Annotated in this window: 4 protein-coding genes; all 4 read right to left on the bottom strand. The window is 55.6% G+C overall.

The annotated features are described in order from the left end of the window. The coding region (locus EOM25_13940; GenBank protein NCC26275.1) for a hypothetical protein at positions 1 to 182 on the bottom strand (182 nt) is incomplete at its 3' end. A 2-nt stretch (positions 183 to 184) separates the two neighbouring features. Beyond that, positions 185 to 1,477, bottom strand: coding sequence for a fimbrial assembly protein (locus tag EOM25_13935; GenBank protein NCC26274.1), 1,293 nt, complete (start codon positions 1,475 to 1,477; stop codon positions 185 to 187). Further along, positions 1,477 to 1,905, bottom strand: a complete 429-nt coding sequence (gspG, locus tag EOM25_13930) for a type II secretion system protein GspG (protein ID NCC26273.1) — start codon at positions 1,903 to 1,905, stop codon at positions 1,477 to 1,479. The genes EOM25_13935 and gspG overlap by 1 nt, the downstream gene beginning before the upstream one ends. Positions 1,906 to 1,930: 25 nt before the next feature. Continuing rightward, on the bottom strand, positions 1,931 to 2,540 hold a 610-nt coding region (locus EOM25_13925; protein ID NCC26272.1), incomplete at its 5' end, for a type II secretion system F family protein.

Raw genomic sequence — 2,540 nt, 5'->3', positions numbered from 1 at the left:
TCTTTTTCATACCGCAAGGTCTTCATGAGGATCTCGTCCTCGAGTTCACCTAGGGTCCGATCGTACCAGCCCCACACGGCATTGGCCCCGACGAGAAGGCCCAGGACCACGGCGATCTGAATAAGCGTGTCCCGACTTCTCAATCGAGAAAAAATGTCAGCGATCTTTGAAGATTCGATCACGGTCACTCCAGCTGAGCCACTATGGCAAAAAGCTCGTTTTCTCCCTGGGCTGTCACCGGAGAGTCAAATCTGGCCTCTTTAAACAGTGGGGAATTCTCAAGGGCCTCGATGACCACCGTGGCCGATTTTGCCGAGCCCCGGATCTGAATCTGGCGTTTGGAAAAAAGAAATGTACTCAGCCAGGCGTCCTGAGGCAGGATTTCGGTCACTTCCTTCAAAATTTCGGCAACGGCCACATGGGATTCGGCTTCCTTGGCCAGTTTCTGTAGGTAATCGGTGATCCTGGCATTTTCGTCACGCAGTCCGGCCAATTCAGAGGCCTGTGTCTTCAAAGCGGCAATCTTGTCCTCTATGGCCGCCAGGCTCTGGCGCTTTCCTGCCACTCTCGCCACCGGATAAGCGGCCACGGCCACGACCAGAAAAAAAATAGCCGCAATCTGAATCCAGAAGGTCTTTTTTCGATTTTTGAGAACGGCGACAGGCACCAGATTGATCTGGTACGAAAATTCCTCGAACTTTCTGCTGACCACCGAACGAAGAGCCTTGATCTCCTTGGCCGAAACCAGATCCCTCCCCAGCCAGGCGACCTGGTCGGTCAAGGCCACATCCGGCTCCCAAAAAAAAGTCGCCCTGGGAATTCCGGGCATATTCTCCAAGACGGGAGACAAACTCTGCATGAAGGTCCGGCCCGAGGCATGGTCGTCGCCATGGTCCTCAGCCTGGAACACGACCGCCCCCCGTTTCCAGACCAACAATTCGGTCTCTTGGCTCCCACCGGAGACATACACCCCGTTTTCACCGTTTTGCCAGGCCCAAAGCGCCAGGGAGGGGAATACTCCGGACAAGGTGATACCTGCGGCGCTCACGGCCTCCAGATAATCCCGAACCGGTTCCTTGGGGATGACCGTGGCATCGACCACGATCTCCTTCTGATCGACCCCGGCCGAATAATGACTATAGGCCAGACTCATGTCGTATGGGACATGACGCATGAGGGCGTACTCCACGGCCTGGTCCAGATTTTCCTGGGCCTCCAGAGGCAAGGAAAATCTGACCGTGGTGAAGTAGCGAAGAGGAAGCCCAAAAAACCAGGAGTTATCGACCCGGGGACGAAATTCCTCCCGGACGACACTCAGGGTTTCACCTAGGGACCCACCGGACTCTATGCGGTACTCGCGGCGAAGCTTCCATTCCCGGTTCTCCCAAAAGGCCGTACTGAACTGGTAGAGGACAAGGCGGTCCCCCCGCAGAAAAAGAAAAAAATTCTGGGGGAAAAAGCTCGAGACAGCGGGCATCAATTCTCCCAGCTGTTGATGTCCCGGGCCTCGTCGTCCCCACCGACCTTGCCGTCCATGCCCAGGGAAGAGAGATCATAATCACCGTTATCACCCGGACATTTATAGACATAGGGATTTCCCCACGGATCCGGAGGAACATCCTTAGGCAGATAAGGACCGTCCCAGTTCTCCACGCCCTGGGGCTTCTCGAGCAGGGCCTCCAGACCCTGCTCGGTGCTCGGATAGGAACCCACGTCCAAACGGTAGGAATCCAGGGCCGTACCCAGAAGCTCGATCTGGGCGCGGGCCGTTTTCTGTTTAGCCCCGCCGACCTTCTTAAAAAGCTTGGGGCCGACCAGGGAGGCCAAAAGACCCAAAATAATCATGACGATGAGGATTTCGATCAGCGTGAAGCCCTGATCTCTGCTTCGTGTTCCAAACGGCATATTGCACCTTCCGGTATATATTTTCTTACACATTGATATCATTGACACTGAAGATAGCCAGGAGCATGGACACGATCATGGCTCCGATGACCAACCCCATGGCCAAAATAATGATCGGCTCGAGCATAGAGGTCAGGGTCTTGATGGTCGCCCGGAGCTCTTTATCATAAATATCAGCCACCTTGTTCAACATGATCTCCAGACGGCCGGTCTCCTCGCCCACTCCGACCATGTGCACGGACAGGGCCGGAAAGACTCCGGTCTTCTCGATGGAACGAGAAAGCATCCGTCCCTGCTTGAGGTCCTGATAGACGACATCCAACTTGGCCCCCAGGACCGTGTTGATGACCACGCCCCGGACGATGCGCATGGACATGAGAATCGACACCCCGCTCCCCAGCAATGTGCCGAGCGTTCTAGAAAATCGGGCAATCTCGATTTTTTTGAGGATCATCCCCACAAGCGGGAGTCTGAGCTTGAGGGAGTCCCACACCTTCTGCCCCCTCTCGGTCTTGACGTACATCCGGATCCCGAGCCAGACGGCTACCATTCCACCCAGCAGAACCCACCACCAGGCCTGGAGAAATTCTCCCATGGCCATCATGATCTGAGTGGCCAAGGGCATAGCCATGCCC

Source organism: Deltaproteobacteria bacterium, assembly GCA_009929795.1.
In the GTDB taxonomy this organism is placed as follows: Bacteria; Desulfobacterota; Desulfovibrionia; order Desulfovibrionales; family Desulfomicrobiaceae; genus RZZR01.
This window is presented reverse-complemented; position numbering and strand designations above follow the sequence as displayed.

Bases quoted from the DNA above. Each gene is read 5' to 3' on its own strand.
- EOM25_13935 (NCC26274.1), bottom strand. From the start codon at position 1,477: ATGCCCGCTGTCTCGAGCTTTTTCCCCCAGAATTTTTTTCTTTTTCTG.
- gspG (NCC26273.1), bottom strand. From the start codon at position 1,905: ATGCCGTTTGGAACACGAAGCAGAGATCAGGGCTTCACGCTGATCGAA.